Here is a 21,237-nt window from a genome sequence, read left to right as displayed (position 1 = left end):
CTAGCCCCGGGCCGCGCAGTGGCGCAGGCACATCGAACCCCACAGGAACCCGGCGCCGATGCCCGCCATGATCAGCACGTCGCCGTGTTCCGCGGGGCCGTTCAGCGTCTCGTGCAGAACGGTGAACATGCTGGCCGCGGCGGTGTTCCCGAAGCGCCGGACGGTGGTGGGAGCTCGCTCGGCAGGCACGCCGAGGCTCGCCATCGCCTCGGTGATGATGTTGAGATTGGCCTGGTGCAGCAGGTAATAGCCGACCTCGTCGAGACCGATCCCGGCTCGTGCCGCGGTTTCGCGGATGCTGCGCGGCAGCCGGTCGGTCGCCATGGTCCAGACTGCCTTGCCGTTCATCTTCAGGTACTGGTCGCGCCGCTGCAGGGTTTCCGGGCTGGTCGGCGTCCGCGAGCCGCCTGCCGGGATCTCGACCTCGTAGGACAGTTCGGAATCGGTGTGCCAGGACAGGATTCCGAAGCCGTCCGCGGTCGGCGCAAGCAGCGCGGCGCCCGCGGCGTCCCCGAGGAACACCCGGGTGCCGCGGTCCTGCGGGTCGGTCGCCCGCGAACCCGCGTCGGCCCCGATCACCAGCACGTGCCGGTACGAGGTGTTCTGCAGCAAGTGCGCCGCCACCACCAGGGCGTAGATCCCGCCGGCGCAGGCCGCCTGGGTGAGGTCGAGCGGGACGGCGCGGTGCGCGCCCAGCCGTTCCTTGACCATCAACGCGGTGGAGGGCAGCGGCTGGTCCGGAGTGAACGTGGTGACGATGATCGCGTCCAGCTCGGCCGCGGCGACACCGCCCCGGCGCAGCGCCTCGCGCGCCGCTGCGATGCTCATGTCCGATGTGGACAGTCCGGTCGCGAGGTACCGCCGTTCTTCGATCCCGGTGCGGGACCGGATCCACGCGTCGGAGGTGTCGAGCGTGCGGGTGAGTTCGGTGTTGGTCACCACCCGCGGCGGCACGCACAGCCCGGTCGACACGACGCCGACCGGCCGGCGCAAGCCCGCCGCCGCGTTGCGCCCGCGGGCGGCCTCGTCGGCCGGATCGCTGACCGGGGACACGATTCCTGACGTCATTTGCCATCTCCGTTGCGGGGCCGGGTGGTGAACTCGGCGAAGCCGGGCGCGTCGAGGCGCAGCTGCGCGTGGATGTCGGCGCCGAGACCGTGGTGCCCCACCGCGCCGCCGTAGTTCTGCTGGTAGCTCATCCACAGCACGACGAAATTGACCAGCCGGTCCGCGCTGTTCGGCGCGTCCGCGGCCGGGAACGGGTCGGGCAGCACGGCGCGGTAGCGCCCGTTGCCTTCCTCGTCGGCGACGAACACATTCGGCACTCCCAGCGGGCTGGGGTGGGCCGGGCCGTCCGGGTCCATGTCCCGGCGGCGGATCGCCATCACGGTGTACAGGCTTTCCGGGATCAGCCCGGAGAATTCGCCGCGGAACTCCGCCGCCGTGCTGTCCTCGGCCAGCGTGACGGTCAGCGTGCCGCGGGCCTTGACCCACTGCCCGAGCGTGACCGGCGCGGTCACCTTCGGGCCGTCTTCCGGCTGCAGATCCGGAATCGGGGCCTGGTGGAACGGATAGCTCGGGCGCGTCACCGAGAACGGCTCCGGTTGCTGTTGCGGCGCCATCACCGCCGTGTAGTTGGAGCAGGGCAGCGGCAGCGGCAGCGTGGCGAGCACCATCGCCTCGTCCTCGGCGGAAAGCTCCTCGGGCAGTTCGCGGACGATCCGGTAGGGGAGGGTGCTCCCGAACTCCGGGAGCGGGCTGTCCGCCGCGACGATCGCGCGTCCGGGCGCCGCCGCGACGCTGCCGTCCGGCTGCGCGCGGGTGATCGTGCCGATGACGACGAAGTCCCCGTCGGTGTTCATCACCTCGCTCGGCGGGTACAGCGGGCCCTGGGTGGTCATGCTCAGCCGGTAGACTGCGGACCGGCACGGCTCGGTCATCGGGACTGCTCGCCTTCAGCGGGAACCCGCCGGTAGATCCGGGTGTAGAGGCCTTCGTCGGTGACGAAACGGGGATGCGCCTGCCGGGCGATCTCGGCGTACCGCGCCGAGGCGAACGTCGGCAGGTACTCCTCCGGCGGGCAGGAGAACCCCGCGACGAACAGCACGCCCGGCTCGGTGCTCACCAGCGAGTGATAAGCCAGGAAGGCCTCGATCTTGGCCGACTCGCGGACCTCGGCGAAGATCGTCCCCTCGCGCCAGGCCAGGTATTCCTCGTGCACCGGCGGTTTCACCTCGACGTGCCGCAGTTGCACGTACGGGGTGTCCGGGAGGTCTCCGTCGACCGGCTTCGGCGCGGCGACGAATTCCAGCACCTGGGTGCGGAAGTCGCCGGTCTGCAGCGGCGCGAGCGGTTTGCGCAGTTCGCGCAGCCGGGCCAGCGGCGCGGCGAGCGCGGCCGCGTCGGCGACCGGCGTCAGCTCGAGGATCGCCGGGTGTTCGAGGCCCTCGTAGAGCGTGCCGGAACCGGTGTCCCGCAGCGCTTTGACCGCGTCGGCCGCCGACTGCCCGGCCACCGGGATCTCGGTGGCCAGGAGCAACGATGAAGTCATGAAGATTCCCTTTCCGGGTATCGGGGTTCGCGCCGCGGTCACCAGGCGACCGGCAGCTCGTGCACGCCGTAGATGAGCATTTCGTGCTGGTAGCGGACTTCTTCCGGAGCGACGGCGAGCCGCAGGGCGGGGATCCGCCGGTAGAGCGTGCCGTAGACGACCTGCAACTCGACCCGGGCCAGTGACTGGCCGAGGCATTGGTGCGGCCCGTAGCCGAACGCGAGGTGGTGGCGCGCCTTCTGGTGCGGGTCGAGGTCGTCCGGGGCCGCGAAGTGCCGGGGATCTCGGTTGGCGGCGGCGTTCGCGACGATCACGCCTTCGCCGGCGCGGATCAGCTGCCCGCCCACCTCGATGTCGGCGACCGCCACCCGCCGCCTGCCGGACTGGGTGATGGTGAGATACCGCAGCATTTCCTCGGCCGCGTTGGCGAGAAACGCCGGGTCGTCGCTGTCGCGGATCTCGGCCAGCCGGTCCGGACGGGCCAGCAGCGCCGCGGTGCCGAGGCCGATCATGTCCGCGGTGGTCTCGTGGCCGGCGATGAGCAACAGCATGCTGGTGTCCACGACCTGCACCGAAGTCATCCGCCCGGCCCGGACCTGGTCGTGCACGAGCCGGCTGATCAGGTCGTCGCCCGGCGTCGCCTCCTTGGCGGCCACCAGGTCGCGCAGGAAACCGCGCAGCTCCTCCCTGGCGTTGTTGATGCCTTCCCGGCTCAGCGTCTTGTCCAGCATGGCGGCCGAGCGGTCCTGGAAGAACGCGGAGTCTTCGAACGGCACGCCGAGCAGTTCGCAGATCACCAGCGAAGAGACCGGCAGCGCGAAACGGCTCACCAGGTCGGCGGGCGGGCCTTGGGCGAGCAGAGCGTCGATGGCGTCGTCCACGATCTGCTGCACGCGCGGCCGCAGCTGCTCCGCCCGGCGCCGGGTGAACTCGCGCATGAGCACCCTGCGCTGGTCCAGATGCTCGGGGCCGTCCATGTTGATGAAGCTGCGCCAGGTCGAGGCGAGCTGAGCCGGCCCGGTGGTCGGGTAGCCGGGCAGCCGGAAGTTCGAGCTGAACCGCGCGTCGCCGAGCACCGTGCGGCAGTCCGAGTACCGGGTGATCAGCCAGTGCCGGGAGCCGTCCCAGTTGCGCACCTGCTGGACGGGCCGGGTCTCGCGGATCTCGGCGAGTTCCTCCGGCGGGTCGAACGGGCAGCCGGGGCGGCGGGGCATCGGGAATTTCGGCGGTCCCGCGCCTTCCGTCGTCGTCATGGTTCTCCTCTTCGCAGCGGGGTCAGCGGGCCGGGTCGGGCGCCGGGGCGTTCTTGAGGGCGTGCCGCAGGGCGCGTTCGGCACCGCGGTGCTCCTTGCGCTCCAGCGACTGTGCGGACAAGGCGGTGCCGACCGTCCGCACCTCCGCGATGTGCAGCCCGGCCTGCCGGAACTCGGTCCGCACGTCGAAGACCGGCCGGCCGAGGTCGCTGGTCCCGGCGGTCACCGCGGAGCGCAGCCGGGTTTCCAGGGGATAAAGGAAGTTGCGGAAAGTGGTCTCCATCTTGTCGAACAGATGAATTTCGCCTTCGCTCGGGTAATAGCGCTCGCACACCGCGAGATACATCTGCCGCGCGGCCTCCAGCACGATCATTCCCTGGACGTGCACGCCCATGTGGTCGAGTTGGAACTCCTGGTCGTTGTGCAACCGCAGCGCTGCCTCGAACTCGTGGTCGCCCACCGGTTCCAGTCCGGCGACCAGAACGTTGTGCGGATTGTGCTTGTGGGTTTCCGAGCGGTCGCTGAGCGGGCCGTGCGTCAGCGGGCGGATCTCGACTTTGCCGGACGTTCCCCGGTGCGCGATTTCGTCTCGGATCCGGTCCCAGTCGCATTCTTCCAAGCCTTGCCCGCCGACCAGCTTCGTCGCACCTGGCATGCCGTCGCCCCGCATCTTTTGGATCACTTGTGAAACCGTCAGAGCTCCGGTATGCGCGGCGAATTTCGAAAATCGATCGCCGACCACGACGAACGCAGTCATCCCCACCTCCACGGGGCTGGTGTCCTTGCTGAGTAATGTGCCGCGGGAGTCAGTGCGCGGCGTTTTCCCGCGCGCCGGAATACCGCGGCGCGGGGTCCGCGGGCAGGGCGGGCCAGCCGCGGGCGGTCAGCACCGGATCGTTCCCGACCACGACCGGATTGCCCACCGCGGCCAGCATGTCGAGGTCGCTGGCGTGGTCGCCGTACGCGAAGCAATCACGCGGATCCAGATTCGCCGCGGCGATCTCCGCCGTCACCGCGTCCCGCTTGGCCTCGCCGATCATCGAACGGCGGACTTCGCCGGTATACCGCCCGTCTTCCGAGGTCAACGGCTCAGAGCAGAGTACGAGGTCAGCCCCGAGATCCTCCGCGAGCGGCGTCAGGCAGGCCGTGAAGGAGCCGGACACCAGCACGATCCGGTGCCCGGCGCGGCGATGTCTCTCCAGTGCCGCCAAGGCGGCCCCGACGAACGCTTCGGGACCCGCCCGGTAGGTCGCGTACCAGGCCCGGCCTGCGGCCTGCACCTCGGCCGCAACGGCCCCGGCGAAATACCGGTAGTAAAGTCGATTCCCTTCCTCCCGCGGCCTGCCGGAGGCAGCGATCTGCCGCAATTCGCCGGCGCGGCGGGCATACCCGCTCCCGTCGTCGCCATGGCGTTCCATCCAGTAGTGCAGGAAAGCGAACATGCTTTTTGCGGTGATGACTGTTTCGTCGACATCGAAAAAAGCCGCACGCCGGACCGCGGCCCGGCTTTTCAATTCTTCCACCGTACCCCCAGTGCGGTACGGGCGCAGGTGCCGGATGCGCCCGTACCGCGTTGTCATGATGCCGCTGATGCACAGCTGTTTCCGATAAATGCGTGGCCCGCGCGGTTCCCGCGCCGCGACGCCCGGGAATGATCCGCTGTCGCGCGCAAACCCCCGCCCGGAGATCGGATCCGGCACCGAAGCTCTTGTTCCCCAGATGGCGCGAGAATGCCCGCCCGGTCTCCTTCTCACATGCTACAGGCGCAGCCGGTGAATTCGCTGCGCCATTTCGGTGATCCGAATCACGAGCCCGGCAGAACCTGAGAAAAATCTCGAAACGGACAAAATAACGACCGTAATGATCGCAATTCCATGAGAATTGTTCTTCTCGAATTGAGTGGACGCGAAGCCCCGGCGAGTGCGATAGCCGCACTGGGCGCACGGTCCGGCTCCGAGATCCGCAAACAGGGAGCGGGGCAACCGCGGCAAAGGTGGGGGACAGTTGCGTTCCCGGTCGCCGTGAGCACGCAGCGGGCGCCTGCGGCCAAGTCCACGGCGGGCCGCAAGACGACGGGACGCGGGCGTGTGTGCTCCTGGCGATCCGATGCTGGCTGCGGTGACCGTGGCAGCCTCGGCGAGGAGCTTTCCCGCACCGGGAAACCCGTGCGGATCTTATCGGCGAGAGGTCGGTGCCCTGCGCGGGTCGCGATGCGGCAACAGGTTCGGGGAATGAACAGGAACAACCGCGAGTACCGGCCGGGTTTCACGCCGTGCTGGGTCCCGCGAGAGGTGGGTCCGGGTGGCCCATCGCGAGCCGCCGGTTCTCCGGCAAGAAGACTCCGACCTGACGGTCGATGAACCAGGTCTCTCGAACGCCGGCGACAAGTATCTTGACCGGGCGGCTGTCGCCCGCCCGCACGCCGCGGCCGTCGAGGTTTTCCGAAATTGCCCGGCGGGCCGCCATCCGGCCGGTCGGCGACGTCGAAGGGAAACCGATCCGGGCGGAGTCCTGCATCGCAGTGACCAGACTGTCGGGGCTGGTCACCGTCCGGGCCGAAGGGTAGAACCGGTGCTGCGGCAAGTCAGTGGCTATAGCTCTCCACTTCCGCCCCTGCCCGCAAAATCTGCACCGACTGCCCGTGGCGGTCGGGCGTCCGGCGAGAATCTCCGGTTTCGCAACCGCCCATGACTCCATTGCTCAACGGCCTAGGCATTGGCGTTGTACTGCGCGGTTCGGCGGCGAGCACGTCGAAACCTCGGCCGGGGACGCGCCGTGGGACAAATGTCAGACTCGCGGTCACCGCCGACGGAGCATTGATCCATCCGAAAGGCTCGTCCGCGGTTCCGGCGGCGCGGAGGCCCCTTGGCCGTCCGCTGCCGCGGGCGGATCGCGCCGCCTTAGGGTCAGCTGATCTTCTTCTGGCTGGGGCTGCGGCTAACCTGGTCGGGCGGCGGGGGCGCGAGGGTTGCACTGCTTGTCCTCGCGTGCGTGGCGAGCGCGGGTTTTCGTCGGTGACTCGCATCGTTCCGTTCGATTCGTTCCGTACACCGGAAAACGAGCGCTTAGTTACGATCAATTTCGTTCAGGGGCGCAGTTCCTGGTGCGGCGGTCCGGCCCGGGATGCGGCCTCGCGGACGTCGTGCTGATAGGCCGAAACTTCGGCGGAACGGTGATGGCACGGCCTGCCAAGGACAACCGGGAGCGGCTGCGTCGTCGAGTCTTGTGGAACACAGTAGTGCCGCGGCCGGGCAACCGGGTCGAGGACGATCTCCCGCCGCGTCAACGCGAGTAGTCCGCCCCGACCACCTCGAGCAAGGGAATCGCTCCGCCCATGCTGTTGCCGGGCCCGGTCGACCCGCCGTTGCGCGGGCAGCAAGGCGCGAGAAAGCAGCGGATTACTCGACCTATTAGCCGGTTCTGCGCTGTTTGTGCTCTTTAGTCACGATCGTTTTCCTGAATTGCGTGCAAGTGGAACACAAACTGGCCGACCGGCCGATCGGCAGCTCCGGGGCGGGGCGCGGCCGTGCAGCGATGTTGTTTGCTGGTGCTTAGCTTTTGCGGAATCTGAAGTTCAATGCGCTCAATGCCGGGAAAATCGCACTGTCGTCCGCGGTGTTACGCCCGGAATGTCAGCCTGTGACCATTGGTGCCGCTGATCTTTCCCGCATCGAGCGGTGCGTCTGCCCGGCAGTCTGTTCGTTAATGATGTTCCGTCCTTTGGGGCAGCGAGCGCATCCGCTTGCTGTACGCGCCGCGCGCGGAAAAGCGAAACGGGCGCAAAAATTGTCAAAAAACGCAGGAGGCAGTGGCCCGAAAGGAGCAGTACGGTGCCCGGCGGACGCGGATGCCGCCTTGACACTCGGACAAGATGACACCTAGACTACATTTTCGTTAATTGCGCACTACTGGGGCGATAAAATCTGGGGAGCACCTTGCCGTGATTCGGCGTTCTGCCGGAGCTTGGCAGTTTTCTGGCGGCAGGTGCACAAAACGGACAGAGGGGGATCCGTTGGTCGAGTTTTTGGCAACGCCTCGCGATGCCGCGGGCGCCAGAGCGGAGGTCGACAGCTTCGGCGCCTCGCGCGTCCCGCTCGCCGGAGGGCTTCGCGCATTCCTCGTCGCCGACGACGAGGACCCGGCCCCGCACGAGGCGCGCGACGAACTCGCCGCCTTGGTCAGGGAGCACGTCGAGCTTGGCCAGGGAGTGCTGGTCCTGACCGGTTTCCCGCTCGACGACGAGAGGAACAAGGAGGCGCTGGTCCGGTTCACGAGCCTGCTCGGCGAACCGCTCCCGCAGGACGGGGAGGGCAACCTGGTTCGCGAGGTCCGGGACCGCGGAACGGCGATCGGCGAAGGCGCGCGGGCGCGGTATTCGGACTCCCGCTTCGGCGGCAGCCTGCACACGGACGGCGCGGAGGCTCCGCTTCCGGCGCCCGAGTTCTTCACGCTCCTGTGCGTCCGGCAATCCGCGCGGGGCGGAGCACTGGAGTTCGTCCACATTCGCGACCTGGAAGCCGCTCTCGCCTCCCGCGCTGGGGTGACCGCGGCGCTGCGCGAGCCTTTCCATTTCGATCGCAGAGGCGACCAGGCTCCGGGCGAACCGCCGACCACGCGGAAGCCGGTGTTGTTCACTCAGAACGGAAAGTCCGCGATCAGCTATCTCCGCGGTTACATCGAGCGAGGGCACGAGCACCCCGGAATCCCGCCGTTGACCGATCGGCAGCGCGCCGCGCTGGACGAACTGGACCGGATTGTCGCCTCCGGCGGCCTCGCGAAGACAGGCAAGCTGCGCGAAGGCGAACTCGCCCTGTTCGACAATCTCTCCCTGCTGCACGGGCGCACCGAATTCCAGGACGAACCCGATCACACGCGGCTGCTGCTACGCACGTGGGTCCGCGGGCGCTCCGCCGTGCGCAGATGAGTCCCGATATCCGGGCGGCCGCGCGACGCATCGGCAGCGTGGTCGTCGCTCCGAACTGCCTGCGTGGCTACGCCACGTCCGTCGAGGTCGCCGACGCGCTCGCGGTCGGCGTCCGGCGCGCGCTTCCGCACGCCTCCGTCACCGTGCTGCCGCTCGCCGACGGAGGCGACGGCACGCTGTCCGTGCTGCACGAGGTCCTCGGCGGTCGGTTGATGCCCGTCACCGCCCAGGACGCCTCAGGTCGCGCGCAACGGATTTCCTGGTTGGCACTGGACTCCCGCACCGCGGTGGTGGAGACCGCGTCGATCTGCGGGCTCGGCGGAACGAGCCCGCGGAATCTCCGCCCGCTCGCGGCGAGTTCGGCGGGGGTCGGCACGGTGATCGCACACGCGATCGCCAACGGAGCGAAGACTGTTTTGCTCGCCCTTGGCGGCACGGCCGTCGTCGACGGCGGAGCGGGCGCGCTGCACGCGCTCGGTGCACGGTTTCTCGACTCGGCGGGCAAGCGCGTCGTTCCCGTTCCCTCGACGCTGCGCGAGGCAGCGTTGATCGACCTGGCCCCAGCCCGGCGTCTTCTCGACGGAGTGACTCTGCGCCTGCTGCCGGACGTCCGCCCGTCGCTGGCGGAGAACCTTGCTTTTTTCGGTGCGCAGAAAGGCATGACCGAGCAGGACCGGCCGATCGCGGCGGGCGCATTGAGCCAGCTCGTCGGCCTGCTCGCGGCAGCAGGCGACGAAGCCGCCCCGGCCCGGTTCCGCAGCGGCTGGTTCGGGGCGGGCGGCGGGATCGGATTCGGACTGGCCGCGGCGGCGACAGCGGAGGCGAAACCCGGGGCGGAGGCACTTCTCGACATGGTGGACAGAACAGGCGCGGTGCGGTCGGCGGATCTCGCCGTCACCGCGGAAGGAAAAGTGGACGAGAGCACCTGGAGGGGCAAACTCCCGGGCACCATAGCCTCCCGGCGCGCCGCGGACGGGCTCCGCACGGGCGTAGTGGCGATCCGGTTCGCCGGCCGCTCTCCGGATCCGCTCATCGCCCACCACCCGGTCGCCGATCCGCCGCCCACGTCGCCGTTGACCGGTGCCGCGCTGTGGAGCGGGCTGGCCGACGCGGCCGCACGCTCGTGCACGCCGTTCGCGGCGGTGATGCCGTCGTGATCGTGGGAGCCGCCGAACTGCGCGCGTTCGCCGCGACCGCGCTGCGAGCGACGGGAGCGTCCGGTCACGATGCCGACCTGACCGCGGAGGTGCTGGTCGCCGCCGATCTGGCCGGCGTGGACAGTCACGGTGTCGCTCGGCTGCGCCGCTACGTCGAGGGATTGCGGGAAGGCACGATCGACGGACTCGCCTCGCCGGAGGTCGTGCGTGACCACGGCGCGGTCGCCGTGGTCGACGCGCACAACGGGCTCGGACAGCCTGCGTTGTGCTTCGCGATGGACCTGGCCGTCGAACGTGCGAGGGCGCAGGGAGTCGCGGCGGTGGCGGTGCGCCGCTCGAACCACATCGGCATCGCGGGCTGGTACACCGAACGCGCCGCGCGCGCGGGCATGTTCGCGATCGCCACCACCAACGCCACGCCGCAGGTCGCGCCGTCGGGAGCGGGCGAGCCGATGTTCGGCACCGACCCGATCAGCTACGCCGTGCCCAGTACGGACGGCCCGCTCTGTTTCGACGCGGCGACGAGCATCGTGCCGCGCGGCAAGCTCGAACGTCTTCGCCGCGAAGGCAGGCCGATGCGCCCCGGTTGGGCGGTCGGCCCGGACGGCGAATCAGCCACGGACATCCCCGCGGTCGTCGCCGGGCTGAAGGCACGGGCGGGATTCGCGCTCCTCCCGCTCGGCGGCCTCGGCGAGGAATACGGCGGGCACAAAGGATCCGGTCTCGGGTTGCTCGCCGAACTGCTGTGCGGCCCGTTGGCGGGCGCGCGGTGGAGCAAACACACCTACGACGAGAGCGGGGCCGGTCTCGGGCAGTTCGTGCTGTGCCTGGATCTCGGCGCCCTCGGCGAACCGGACGTCGTCGCCGGCGAGGTGCACCGTCTGGCCGCCGAGGTGCGCTCGGCCAGGCCTGCGAATCCGGAGGTCCCGGTGCGCATGCCGGGCGACCGGCGCCGCAGATCGGCGCGACAGCGCGCCGCCGACGGCATCCCGCTGTTGCCGGCGGTGGTAACCGACCTGGCGAAGATCGCGGCCCTCACCGGCATCCGCCCGCTCCAGGCCAAGGACGGCGACGGATGAGCGGGGTGATCGACCTGTCCTCGGGCCAGGTGATCGAGCCGCTGGCCGAACCGGCGTTGAAGGCGCTCGCCGAGACCGTGTCCGGCCGCGAGGTCACCGCTTATGCGGCATCCGGCGGAGAATCGGGTCTGCGCTCCGCCGTCGCCGCGCACTACGCCCGCCGGGTCGGATCCGACGTCGACCCCGAGCAGATCACCGTCACCGCGGGAGCGCGGCACGGGCTGTTCAGCGTCGTCGCGGCTTCGGCGGCCGACGGCGAGATCCTCGTCCCGGAACCCCGGTGGAGCCACTATCCCGAGATGCTGCGGATCGCGGGTGCCCGGCCGGTGCCCGTGCCGGGAGATCCAGCCAACGGCTGGCTGCCGGATCCCGATCGGCTCGAAGCCGCGCGGACCGGGCGGACCAAAGCGGTCGTGGTCAACAGCCCGGTCAACCCGACGGGAGCCGTCTACGACACGGAAACCCTGGCTGCGATCCGCGCGTGGTGCGCACAGCACGGGCTGCTTCTGGTCGTCGACGACATCTACTGGGCCTACGGCGGCGAAGACGCCGGCGGGGTACGGGCCGGTGCGTGCGAGGTCGTGGTCGGCGGAGCTTCGAAGGTGCATGCGCTGGCCGGTCTCCGGGTCGGCTGGGTGTGGGCGGACGCGGCGCTGACGGCGGCGGTGCGGACCATCGTGGAGCACACCACCGGGCCGGTCAGCACCCTGGCGCAGCCCGCGGTCGCCGCGGTTCTCGACCGGCAGCAGGACGCCGTGCCGGATCGGGTGCGCCGGCTGGACGCGTTGCGGGAGCACGCCGTACGGACGATGTCGGCCGTTCCGGCGGTGCGCGTGATCGTCCCGCGCGGCGGTATTTATCTGTGCCTCGACGCTTCGGGGCTCGCGAAGGCGCGGCCCGAGTGGCGTGACGACCGGGTGCTGTGCGCGGCGTTGGCCGAGCACGCCGGAGTCCGCTTGCGGCCCGGGTCCACCTTCGGGCTGCCGGGCCATGTCCGGCTCTGTGTCGCGGCGGCGCCTGGCCTCCTGTCGGAGGCCGCTGGCCGCCTGTCGGAATTCCTGGGGACGGCTGCAATCGGAGCAGCCGGAAAGAGCGAGGGACTGCGATGACAACAGAAACTGCGAACCTGATCGAGGCGCCCGGTGCGCGGGCGGCCATGCTGCGGCGCGCGTTCGCCGAGAAAAAGCTTCTCCGGGTGGCAGGCGCGCACGACGGCCTCAGCGCCCGGTTGGCCGCCGAAGCCGGGTTCGACGCCATCTGGGCGTCCGGGCTGGAGATCTCGGCGGCGCACGGGCTTCCGGACGTCAGCCTTCTCGGCATGGCCGAATTCCTCGCCGGCGCGGCCACGATGCAACGGTCGGTGGCCGTCCCGGTGGTGGCGGACTGCGACACCGGATTCGGCGGAAACCTCAACGCCGCGTACACAATGATGTGCTACGAGGACACCGGGGTCGCCGCGGTCTGCATAGAGGACAAGGTGTTCCCGAAGCGAAACAGCTTCGTCGACGCCGGACAGCAGCTTCTCGAGGCCGAAGAGTTCGGGCAGAAGCTGACCACCGCGAAGCAGGCACAGCGGCACCCGGACACGGTCCTCATCGCCAGGACAGAGGCGTTCATCTGCGGCCTCGGGGTCGATGAGGCGCTCCGCCGCTGCCACCACTACGTCGACGTCGGCGCCGACGCGGTGCTGGTGCACTCGAAGGCCGTCGATTCGGCGGAAGTCATCGCCTTCATGGACCGGTGGCGGCATCGGGCGCCGGTGGTCGTCGTGCCCACCACCTACGCGCGGTTCTCGGTCCAAGAGGCGAACGACGCCGGCATCGCCATGGTGATCTACGCGAACCAGGGAATGCGGGCGACAGTACGGGCGGTACGCGACGCTTGGGCGACCGTGCTCGCCGAGGGGTCCACCACCGGCATCGAACCGCATATCGCTTCGGTGAAAGAGATCTTCGACCTGTCCGGCATGAACCAGTGGCTGGGCAGGGACCGTTGAGCGGGGTACTGGCGGCAGAGGCGTTCGTCCGCGAACTGCGCGCCTACGGCACCCGCCGGGTGACGGGCGTCCCGTGCGGTCATCTCGCCGGGCCCTGGACGCTCTTCGACCGTGCGGGCGAACTGACCCCGGCCGCGTCCGAGGGCGCCGCGCTGGCGCTGGCCGCGGGCTGGGAACTCGCCGGGGAGCAGGCCGCGGTGCTGTGCCAGAACTCGGGATTCGGCAACCTGGTCAACCCGCTGACCTCGCTCGTGCTGCCCTACCGCGTCCCGGTGCTGGTGGTGATGACCCTGCGCGGCTGGCCGGACCCCGGCGAGGACGAGGCCCAGCACGCGGTGATGGGCTCGGCCACCCTTCCGATGCTCGCCGGCTTCGGCATTCCGCACGCGGTGCTCCGGCCGGACGGGCTCGGCGAAGCGCTCGACGACGCGGCTCGAGCGCGTGCCAAGAACGACCCGTTCTTCCTTTTGGTGCCGAGGAAATCGATCGGGAAGGCTGCGGAGAAGGAACCGGTGCGGGGGTCCGGGCTGACCCGGGCGGCCGCGGTCGCCGCCTTGTTCGACCAGTTGACCGACGAACTGCTGGTCACCACGACCGGCTATCTGTCGCGGCAGGCTCATCACGAGCGGGACCGGCCGGAGACGTTCTACATGCAGGGTTCGATGGGGCACGCCGCGGCCATCGGGCTGGGCCTGGCGACCGCGCGCCCAGGACGCCGCGTGGTGGTGCTCGACGGCGACGGCGCTTTCCTCATGCATCTCGGCACCGGAAGCACCGTCGCCGCTTCCGGTGCCGCGCAACTGGTGCATGTGGTGGTGGACAACGGATGTTACGAATCCACCGGCTGCCAGCGCAGTACCTCGGCAGGGCTCGATTGGGACTCCCTTGGCCGGGGGCTCGGGTACCGCACGGTCCTGACGTGCGACGACGAAAGGACGCTCACCCCCAAGGTGCGCGCCGCCCTGTCCGCGCCGGGTCCGGTGCTGTGCGTCCTCAAGGCCATGCCGACGCCGGACGAGGTGCACCCGAGGGCGTCCGCGGCCATGAGCCTCGACGCGGTCGCAGAACGGTTCCGCGGCGCGGCTGCCGGGCAGGCGTCGTGACAGCGGCTGCCGAGCCGAGCGTCCCGGTGATCGCCGGGAGGGGTGTGTCCGGCAGGCTCGCCGAACTCGCGGGGCTTGGCTGGGCAGGCACGCTCGTGGTCGCCAGCAGGGGCACCGTGCGACGGCTCGGGCTGGCGCGCCGGTTGCCGCCCGGCACCCGCGTCTTCTCCGGATTCCGGCCGAATCCCACGTTCGACGAGGCGGTGGCTGCGGCCGGGGCGAGGGCGGACTGCGGCGCCACCTTGGTGGTCGGCGTGGGCGGCGGCTCTTCGCTCGACATCGCCAAGGCGGCCCGGGCGTTGCCCCCGGAACCCTCGGCGGCCGCGGAGGTGCTCGAGGGACGCCGCGCTCCGCTCGACGGAGCCAGGCTGGTGCTGGTCCCGACGACCGCGGGCTCGGGCAGCGAGGTCACCCGGTTCGCGACTTTGTACCGGGGGAACCGCAAGGTTTCGCTCGACGACGCGGCGGTACGGGCCGACGTCGCGCTGGTCGATCCCGCGCTGACCGACAGTTGTGCGCCCGCGCTCACCTGGAGCTGTGCTTTCGACACGCTCGCGCACGCCGTCGAATCGCTGTGGTCGATCCGCGCGACAGAGCGATCCCGGGACCATGCCGAGGCCGCGCTCGGCAAGGTCATCCCGATCCTGCGCGAGGCGGGCGAGGTTCCCACGGCGGCGGAGCGGGATCTGCTCTGCGAGGCCGCCACCCTGGCTGGACGGGCCATCGACATCACCCGCACCACCGCGGCGCACGCGCTGGCCTATCCGCTCACCGTCCATCTCGGCGTGCCGCACGGCCTCGCTTGTGCGATGCACCTGACCTGGCTGGCCCCGATGGTCGAGCGGGCGGGGCCGGCCGAGATTCCGGACCACCACGATCCGGCGGCGGTCGCCGCAGCGGTCGCGACGCTGCGGCGGCTGCTTCGAGCCGGCGAGCGCGACCTCGGCGCGACGATCCGGTCGCTCATCACCGCCCGCGGCCTGCCGGCGGAGCGCCGCGCCGAAGGCGCACCCGGACTCGCCGGAGTCGTGGTGGAAGAGGGATTGGCTTCGAACCGGGTCAGCGGTACCCCGGTCGTCCTCGACCGGGCGCGCGTCCGTGCCGCGGTCGAGGGCTTGTTGCCTGCCGGATCGAGCGCCGCGGACCGGCGAAGGAAGGGCGATGTCCCATGCGCAACTACCGAATGACCGGCCCTGCGGAAGTGAGCGGGGCGACGCTGGAGGCGATGGCCGCCGAACGGATGATCAGCCATCGCTCGCGGGAGTTTCGCGACCGGCTGGCAGACCTGACGCCGCGGCTGGCGAAGGTGTTCGGCACGACCGCGCCGGTGCTGGTGCTGACCTGCTCCGGCACAGGCGGGCTTGAGGCGGCGGCCGCGTCGGTGCTGCGGCGGGGCGATCGCGTGCTGTCGGTGCGGCAGGGCTACTTCGGCGCGCGTTTCGGCGAGATCGCCGCGTTCCACGGCGCCGAGGTCGACGTCCTGGAATCCGCGTGGGGCGACGTGCCGTCGACCGAGGAGATCCGCGCGAAGGCCACCGAGGGCTACCAGGCTGTCCTGCTGACGCACAACGAAACCTCGACCGGGGTACTGGCCCCGCTGGAGGAGTGGGCCGCGGCGATCCGTTCGGTCAGCGACTGCCTGATCCTGGTCGACGTCGTGAGCAGTCTGGGCGCTGCCGAGATCGCGTTCGACCGGCTGGGCCTGGACGTCGCCGTCGGGGTGCCCCAGAAGGCACTCGCCTGTCCGCCCGGCCTCGCGCTGGTGGCCGCGTCGGAGCGGGCGCTCGCCCGGGCCGCCGCTCCCGGAGCGGGCAGCTACTACCTCGACCTCGCGCGCGCCGCCGCGCACGCCCGCGAGTCCACCACCACGTACACCCCCAACCTGTCCGTGCTCTTCGCGCTGGAAGCGGCGGTCGCCGAGATCGAGAAAGAGGGCCTGGAAAACGTCTGGTCGCGGCACGCCGAGACGGCGCGCCTCTGCCGGGAGACCTTGCGTGCGCGAGGACTCGTCGTAGTGCCTCCGGAGCCGCTGTGCTCGCCGACGGTCACTGCGGTCCGCCTGCCGGCGCCCACCGCCGAACGGGTTCGCGACACCCTCGCCGCCCGGCACGACGTGTGGGTGTCCTCGGGACGCGGCGCGTGGAAACGCGATGTCCTCCGGATCGGCCACATGGGCCCGGTCGCGCCCGCCGACGTGGCGGCCTGCGCCGAGGCGATCGCCGCCGTCACCACGCCCCGCCGGAGCGCGCCGGTCGGCGGGCGGCGGGAGGTCAGGGTGCTCCGCACCGCCGACGAGCTCGGCCCGGAGTGGGACGAGCTGGCGAAGGATCTCGCCGCGCCGGTGTTCCACACCAGGGCGTTCCTGCGTGCCTACGAACACCATCCGGTGCAGAAGATCGCCCTCCCGCGCTATCTGGAAGTGCGCGACGCCAGCGGCGGGTTGCTGGCCGCCGCCCCCGCCTACCTCCAGGGCGACCCGCTCGGACTGCTCGGCCTGCGCGAAAACGAGCAGGCGTTTCTCTCCCCGATGTGGCACTGCCCCGGTGCGAGAGTGCTCGCGCGCGACGACGAATCCCTGCAGGCGCTGGGCGAAGCGTTCGGCGCGCAGGCAGCGGAGACCGGATGCGCACGATGGGGCTTCATCAATCTCGAGGACGGCACTGACACCGTCCGCGCGCTTGGCGAGCACGGGTTCCAGCGCGAGGAACTCGTGCCGCGGTGGGTGCTGCCGCGCACGCTCGCGCCCGACGGCCCCTCCTACCTGGCCTCGCTCCGCGGCTCGGCCCGGCGCGAACTCGGCAGGCAGCTGCGCCGGGCCGAAGACCAGGGCGCCCGGTGCGAGATCCGTCGAGCCGACCACCCGGACCTTCCCCGATTGATGGAGTTCGTGGCCGCCACCGCCACCCGGGCCGGGTCGCCGCGGTACTACGACCCGGTCAAGCTCGCGGCGTTCCTGCGCGAACTGGGGGAGCCCGTGCGGGTGCTGGAGGTCTGCGACGCCGCCGGCGCGACGCTGGCCGTCGGAGTGAGCTTTCTCGAAGCGGCCCGGCTGCAGTACTGGGCCGCCGGGTACCTGCGCGACCGGCCGGACGTCGCGTTCAGCCCCTATTACCGGATGTGGTGGCAGATGCTGGAACTGATGTGGTCGTCCGGGGTCGAGATCGCGGAATGCGGACGCCTCAACGAACCGTTCAAACGCAAGATGGGCCTGACCCCCCGTCCTCTGGTGGCGCTGACGGGGCCTACGGCATGACCGCGCGCACGCGGGCAACCGGCCGCAGCGCTTTCGAGATCGAGGAGTGCCCGCTTCCTGCCGCGCCGGCGGAATGGGACGATCTGGCGGCCCCGACCGGGATCGGGTTCTACTCGGCCAGGACCTGGAACCTCGCCATGCTCGGGCAGAACGGCGCGGAGGAGCGGGTACTGGTCGTACGGGACGCCGGCGGCGCGTTGCGCGCGATCGTCCCGCTGTTCCGGTACCGCGACGGTCCCGCCAACGCCCACCTCCATCCCGGCACGCTCTTCGGCGGCGCGGACCGGGTGACCGACGAGGCCGCCCGCCGCTGGGAACCGGTGACCGTGGTGGGGAACGCCTCGGGCTACGGAACCGCACCCGTGGTGAACGGCGGGCTGGAGGCATGGGCCGCGGCGGCGGAGTCCGAGGCGGCGGCGGGGGCTGGGTCCGCGTTCGCCGCGCACCTGACCGGACCGGACATGACTCGGCTGCGGGAACTGCTGCCCGGCCGGCCGGTATTGCTGACAGCGATGCGGATCTCGGTGCCGGTGCATGCCGATTCGGAGCGGGAGTACGAAGCGGGCCTGCGCAAACGGGACCGCGACCGGGTGCGCTGGGAGCGACGGCTGCTGGCGAGAGGCGGTCGGTCGGTGACCGTCGAGGACATCACCGACGACAACCTCCGCGAGATCGGCGAGCTGCAGGAAAGCACCCAGCGCCGGCACGGCAGCTACGGCGACGCCGACTATTTCGTCGGGCGCTACCGAAAGCTGAAATCGGTTCTCGGCGACGCGTTGTTCGCCTTCGTCTGCCGCCACGAAGGCCGCGCCCTCGGCTACTTCTCCTGCATCCGACACGGTCGTACGCTGGTCGGCCGCTCCGCGGGGCTCGACTACGACCGGATCGGCGACCACGCCGAGTACTTCAACCTGATGATCCACGAACCGGTCCGGTACTGCCTGCGGAACGGACTGCGCGAACTCGACCTCGGCGTGGCGGGGTACCGGCAGAAACTGTTGCGGGGCGGCGAACCCGTGCCCGTGTGGTCGATGCTGCTGCGCCCTCCGTCCGGCTGGTCGGACGAGGACACCGCCCGGCACAACCGGGCCAAGGCGCGGGAACTGCGGGAAGAGCTCGGTCCGATGTGCCCTGAGGGGCTGCGGGAACGGCTCGACCGGATCGCCGACGCCGGAAGGGCCGAGCTCTGATGCTGGGCACCCCCGCTTTCCGGTTGCTGCTGGGCGCGCGTGCAGTCTCCACCCTGTGCACCGGCTTGGACGTCGTCGTGCTGGCTTGGCTCGTCCTCGCCCTCGGAGGCACCCCGCTGCACCTCGCGGTGATGGCCGCGCTCAACGCGGGCGCGGGAGTGCCCGCCGCGTTCTTCGGGGGACCGCTGATCGACCGATTCTCCCGGCGCGCGGTCACCGTGGCCACCGAACTCGGGCGCGTCCTGCCGCTCGGCGCGATCCCGCTCCTCGCCGGCCTGGGGGAGTTGCGGCCCTGGCACGTGCTGGTAGCGGGCGCGGTGGTCAGCGGCCTGTACTCGCTGTCCTCGGCCAGCTACAGCGCCCTGCTGCCGGAACTGTTCGACCGGACGGGACTCCTGCGGGCGAATGGGGTCTGGCAGGCCGTGTCGCAGGTCGGGGTGTTCATCGGGGCGGGGCTGGGCGGGGCCGCCATTCCGGCTCTCGGCGACACCGCTCCGCTGCTCGTCGGCCTGGCCGGGCGCATACTCACCAGCGGCATGCTCCTGGCGATGCCGTCGCGGCGCACCACCAAACCCGCGACGAAGCGCACGAGCGGGCTGCTGTTCCGCGACATGACCGACGCCTGGCGCGTGCTGGCGTCGCACCGGAGACTGCTGTTGGCGGCCCTCTTCGCTGCGATACCAGGCAGTCTGATCTCCGGCATCAATGCGGTGCTGCCCGCTTTCGTCAAGAACGACAACGGGATGGGCGCCGCCGAGTACGGGCTGATCGACGCGGCTTGGGGCGTCGGCGCGTTCCTCGCAGGGCTGGTGTGCGTGAAGCTTTCCCACGCGCACGACGACCCGCGCTACCACACCGGTTCGCTGCTGCTCACCGGCTGCGCGATGACGCTGCTGGCCACGGCGACGAACCTGCCGTGGTCGATCGCGCTGGCCGCCTTCGTGGGCGGGGCGGCGCTCGGCTCGCTCGTGCTGTTCCGCGCTTATGTCCAGGCCGAAGCACCGCCGGACTACACCGGCCGGATCCTCGCGGTGTCGCAGCTGGTGTTGTCGGCGTTGTGGCTTGCCGTCGCGCTGGGTCTGGGCACGCTGACCCTCATCCTGTCGGTGCGCATGGTGATCGTCTGCTGGGGCACCGCGATCATCTGCGGCGGGCTGACGATCCATCTGCTCCTCCGCCGTTACGGCACCAAGGAGGTTTCGCACGCCGAAGGCTCCGACTGAACCGAAAACCATCCTCTTCCGCACAAGGAGCATCAGATGAAAGGCTCGCTCAGCGTCGACCAGCCGGGCGTCCGGAACGCGATCAACAGCTACTTCCTGCGCACCAGCGGTGGCGAGAAACGTTTCCGGATCATGTCCCCGTACAAGCTCTTTCCTGAGGCACGACAGCTCGAAGCGCAGTTCGACCAGGTCAGAAGCGAAGTGCTGGCCCTGGTCGGCAGGCGCGACCTGCCCCAGTACCGAGACATCGACCCCGTCCGCGCGGCGGAGGTGTCCGACAACTGGCGGCTCTACTACGCCTACATGCTCGGCGTCGCGAACCCCAAAGCACGGGAAGACTGCCCGACCATCCTGTCTTTCGCCGAGCGGACGCCCACGGTGGTGAACGCGATGATCTCGGTCCTCGAACCCGGGGTGAAGCTCAACGTGCACAACGGTCCCTACGCGGGAATTCTCCGGTATCACCTCGGGATCAAAGTGCCGCGGGAGAATCCGCCGCGGCTGCGGGTCGACACCGAGCACTACACCTGGCGGGAGGGCGAAAGCGTGCTCATCGACGACACCTTCGAGCACGAGGTCAGCAACGAGAGCGAAGAGGACCGGATCGTGGTGATCATCGACATCCGCCGCCCGATGGGAATTCTCCGGGACCGGGTGAACCTGGCGAGCCTCCGGCTCAAACGCAAGTGGTCGGGTCAATTCATCAACGGCACCAACGGAGACATCTAGTCCGCGGCCGGTCGCAAGCCACGCCTGGAGCAGCTTCGACGACCTGCTTCGTGTCGGGCACCGCGGAATGCGCCAGGTATCCGCGCAGCCGCGGCCCGGGAACCGGACAAGGCCGGGGAAATCGTCGTGGTCGAAGGTTCCCGCTTGGCCGACGTCGAAGGCCAGTGAGCGATCGTGGGCGAACTCGCAAGGCATGTCGCTGATCAGGACCGCGGCGCTGTGCACGGCGACCAGTCGCGGCTGGCTCCGAGCGGTGCGAACTCAGTCTCCGACGAGGTGTGCGATCAGTTCCCGTCCCATGCGGTGAGAGGCAAAAACCGAACCTGGACAATACCGTCGGAGCCGAGCGAAAACTGTGCTCTCGACAGCACGATGCGGTGCAGCAACCCGCGGTCGCACTGCCCGCGCCCAAACCTGCGACACGATCGACCGGGTACTCCGCGCAGCGGGAAACCGCGCTGTGCGAACTCTTCGTCGACGTGCCGGGGCTTGCCGAGGTGCCCGCCGACGACGACTTCTTCGCCCTCGGCGGCCATTGCCCTCACCGGCACGATGCTCATCGCGCGGATCCGGGACCGGCTTGGCGCGGCGGTGTCGCTGGGCGACCTTTTCGACCGGCCGACCCCACCGGATCGCGCTGATCTTGGCCGGTGCGGCGGTCGCGGGGGTCGTGGCCGCCCTCCTGCCGCTGCGGCAGGCCGCGAAGACCTCGGTGGTCGAGGCGCTCGCCGTCCAGTGAAGGTGACCGCCGAGGTCGCCCCGGCGGTCACCTTGCCCCT

At 70.2% G+C, this 21,237-nt stretch carries 19 protein-coding genes; 11 read left to right on the top strand and 8 right to left on the bottom strand.

Features of this window, described 5'->3' with window-relative positions; genetic code table 11:
* The 7 genes from PUT80_RS02505 to PUT80_RS02475 all read right to left on the bottom strand — a co-directional run bounded on the left by PUT80_RS02505 (position 1) and on the right by PUT80_RS02475 (position 6,351).
* The gene (locus PUT80_RS02505; RefSeq protein WP_275290949.1) at positions 1 to 1,068 is read right to left on the bottom strand and encodes a beta-ketoacyl-ACP synthase 3; all 1,068 of its coding nucleotides are present in this window, start codon (positions 1,066 to 1,068) and stop codon (positions 1 to 3) included.
* Positions 1,065 to 1,940, bottom strand: coding sequence for a hypothetical protein (locus tag PUT80_RS02500; RefSeq protein WP_037806221.1), 876 nt, complete (start codon positions 1,938 to 1,940; stop codon positions 1,065 to 1,067). Before PUT80_RS02500 ends, PUT80_RS02505 begins: the two co-directional genes overlap by 4 nt.
* A complete protein-coding gene (locus PUT80_RS02495) occupies positions 1,937 to 2,551 on the bottom strand; it encodes a hypothetical protein (protein ID WP_037806219.1) in 615 nt (204 codons plus the stop codon). Before PUT80_RS02495 ends, PUT80_RS02500 begins: the two co-directional genes overlap by 4 nt.
* Positions 2,552 to 2,589: 38 nt before the next feature.
* A complete protein-coding gene (locus PUT80_RS02490; RefSeq protein ID WP_275290948.1) occupies positions 2,590 to 3,804 on the bottom strand; it encodes a cytochrome P450 in 1,215 nt (404 codons plus the stop codon).
* Positions 3,805 to 3,826: 22 nt separating this feature from the next.
* Positions 3,827 to 4,486 carry an AfsA-related hotdog domain-containing protein gene (locus PUT80_RS02485; protein ID WP_275290947.1) on the bottom strand — a complete coding sequence of 220 codons (660 nt, stop codon included), beginning with the start codon at positions 4,484 to 4,486 and terminating at the stop codon, positions 3,827 to 3,829.
* A 124-nt stretch (positions 4,487 to 4,610) separates the two neighbouring features.
* Positions 4,611 to 5,327 (bottom strand): HAD family hydrolase, encoded by a 717-nt coding sequence (locus PUT80_RS02480; RefSeq protein ID WP_275290946.1) that lies wholly within the window; start codon positions 5,325 to 5,327, stop codon positions 4,611 to 4,613.
* Positions 5,328 to 6,069: 742 nt separating this feature from the next.
* Entirely contained in the window at positions 6,070 to 6,351 is a 282-nt protein-coding gene (locus PUT80_RS02475; protein WP_275290945.1) for a hypothetical protein, read from the bottom strand.
* A gap of 1,465 nt (positions 6,352 to 7,816) precedes the next feature.
* On the opposite strand from PUT80_RS02475, the gene PUT80_RS02470 reads away from it, so the two are divergent.
* The 11 genes from PUT80_RS02470 to PUT80_RS02420 are packed head-to-tail and all read left to right on the top strand — an operon-like array spanning position 7,817 to position 20,458.
* Complete coding sequence (locus tag PUT80_RS02470; protein ID WP_275290944.1) at positions 7,817 to 8,728, top strand: TauD/TfdA family dioxygenase; 912 nt, start codon at positions 7,817 to 7,819, stop codon at positions 8,726 to 8,728.
* A complete protein-coding gene (locus PUT80_RS02465) occupies positions 8,725 to 9,885 on the top strand; it encodes a glycerate kinase (protein WP_275290943.1) in 1,161 nt (386 codons plus the stop codon). The genes PUT80_RS02470 and PUT80_RS02465 overlap by 4 nt, the downstream gene beginning before the upstream one ends.
* Entirely contained in the window at positions 9,882 to 10,964 is a 1,083-nt protein-coding gene (locus PUT80_RS02460) for an Ldh family oxidoreductase (RefSeq protein ID WP_275290942.1), read from the top strand. The genes PUT80_RS02465 and PUT80_RS02460 overlap by 4 nt, the downstream gene beginning before the upstream one ends.
* The gene (locus PUT80_RS02455) at positions 10,961 to 12,073 is read left to right on the top strand and encodes an aminotransferase class I/II-fold pyridoxal phosphate-dependent enzyme (protein ID WP_275290941.1); all 1,113 of its coding nucleotides are present in this window, start codon (positions 10,961 to 10,963) and stop codon (positions 12,071 to 12,073) included. Before PUT80_RS02460 ends, PUT80_RS02455 begins: the two co-directional genes overlap by 4 nt.
* Positions 12,070 to 12,960 carry an isocitrate lyase/phosphoenolpyruvate mutase family protein gene (locus tag PUT80_RS02450; RefSeq protein WP_205669892.1) on the top strand — a complete coding sequence of 297 codons (891 nt, stop codon included), beginning with the start codon at positions 12,070 to 12,072 and terminating at the stop codon, positions 12,958 to 12,960. Before PUT80_RS02455 ends, PUT80_RS02450 begins: the two co-directional genes overlap by 4 nt.
* The gene (locus PUT80_RS02445; protein ID WP_158714384.1) at positions 12,957 to 14,063 is read left to right on the top strand and encodes a thiamine pyrophosphate-dependent enzyme; all 1,107 of its coding nucleotides are present in this window, start codon (positions 12,957 to 12,959) and stop codon (positions 14,061 to 14,063) included. Before PUT80_RS02450 ends, PUT80_RS02445 begins: the two co-directional genes overlap by 4 nt.
* Positions 14,060 to 15,250 carry an iron-containing alcohol dehydrogenase gene (locus PUT80_RS02440; RefSeq protein ID WP_158714383.1) on the top strand — a complete coding sequence of 397 codons (1,191 nt, stop codon included), beginning with the start codon at positions 14,060 to 14,062 and terminating at the stop codon, positions 15,248 to 15,250. The genes PUT80_RS02445 and PUT80_RS02440 overlap by 4 nt, the downstream gene beginning before the upstream one ends.
* Positions 15,232 to 17,316: an aminotransferase class V-fold PLP-dependent enzyme gene (locus tag PUT80_RS02435; protein WP_275290940.1), complete on the top strand. Its 2,085-nt coding sequence runs from the start codon at positions 15,232 to 15,234 to the stop codon at positions 17,314 to 17,316. Before PUT80_RS02440 ends, PUT80_RS02435 begins: the two co-directional genes overlap by 19 nt.
* Positions 17,313 to 18,506 carry a GNAT family N-acetyltransferase gene (locus PUT80_RS02430; protein ID WP_275290939.1) on the top strand — a complete coding sequence of 398 codons (1,194 nt, stop codon included), beginning with the start codon at positions 17,313 to 17,315 and terminating at the stop codon, positions 18,504 to 18,506. The genes PUT80_RS02435 and PUT80_RS02430 overlap by 4 nt, the downstream gene beginning before the upstream one ends.
* Entirely contained in the window at positions 18,506 to 19,729 is a 1,224-nt protein-coding gene (locus PUT80_RS02425) for an MFS transporter (protein ID WP_275290938.1), read from the top strand. Before PUT80_RS02430 ends, PUT80_RS02425 begins: the two co-directional genes overlap by 1 nt.
* 36 nt (positions 19,730 to 19,765) lie before the next feature.
* Positions 19,766 to 20,458: an aspartyl/asparaginyl beta-hydroxylase domain-containing protein gene (locus PUT80_RS02420; protein WP_275290937.1), complete on the top strand. Its 693-nt coding sequence runs from the start codon at positions 19,766 to 19,768 to the stop codon at positions 20,456 to 20,458.
* A 284-nt stretch (positions 20,459 to 20,742) separates the two neighbouring features.
* Here the strand turns inward: PUT80_RS02420 and PUT80_RS02415 are convergent, their stop codons facing one another.
* Positions 20,743 to 21,018 carry a hypothetical protein gene (locus PUT80_RS02415; RefSeq protein ID WP_275290935.1) on the bottom strand — a complete coding sequence of 92 codons (276 nt, stop codon included), beginning with the start codon at positions 21,016 to 21,018 and terminating at the stop codon, positions 20,743 to 20,745.
* Positions 21,019 to 21,237: the final 219 nt, after the last annotated feature.

Origin of the sequence: Amycolatopsis sp. La24 (assembly GCF_029087445.1) — a bacterium.
In the GTDB taxonomy this organism is placed as follows: Bacteria; Actinomycetota; Actinomycetes; order Mycobacteriales; family Pseudonocardiaceae; genus Amycolatopsis; species Amycolatopsis nivea.
Note: the sequence above shows the minus strand (reverse complement) of the source record. Positions and strands in the feature narration are given on the sequence as shown.